This is a genomic window from Levilactobacillus zymae DSM 19395 (assembly GCF_001434115.1).
GTDB lineage: Bacteria > Bacillota > Bacilli > Lactobacillales > Lactobacillaceae > Levilactobacillus > Levilactobacillus zymae.
The window spans coordinates 1-534 of the sequence record NZ_AZDW01000043.1; the positions used below are offsets into that span (position 1 = coordinate 1).

At 40.1% G+C, this 534-nt stretch carries 1 protein-coding gene; it reads right to left on the reverse strand.

All coding sequences use genetic code 11. The features are described 5' to 3' along the window. A partial coding sequence (locus tag FD38_RS10200) for an IS110 family transposase (protein ID WP_157058830.1) occupies positions 1-440 on the reverse strand: 440 nt, incomplete at its 3' end. Positions 441-534 lie beyond the last annotated feature (94 nt).

Below are 534 nucleotides of genomic sequence, written 5' to 3' on the forward strand. Positions count from 1 at the left end.
TTCTTGTCTTCATTGAGTTGATCATAATAACGATTCATATCAGTTAGCTCACGGTAAATGGGGTCTTGCTTATAAGCTAAAAGATACGGCTCTAACTGTTCTGTGAACTCGGTGATGGCTAACCGGCGTGCATCGCGTTCATCGTTCTTTCTCAGCCGTGAACCGGTGGTGATACGATTCTTAGCCGCCAATGGATTTAAAATGTGATAGTTCAATCCATCTTGCTGAAGAAAATATTCTAGTCGTCGTGAATAGACACCAGTAGCTTCAAAAACAATTTCGGGGTTCCCACCGAACTGAAGCACGACGTGTTTCAGTTCATTAAATCCCAGTGCGTCCAAAGAAATAGCTAATTCTTTGACCACTACTAAGTCTGTCGCCACCGCAATATTAGCTTTGTTTTTGCTGACATCAATCCCAATAATTGTTCGCATAATCATATACCTATCCTTCTGAAGTCTTCACGTATATTTTAGTAATCTCGTTTTCAAAACACGGCTTCAAGAGCCTAAATACTTTGATCAAATTGACTAA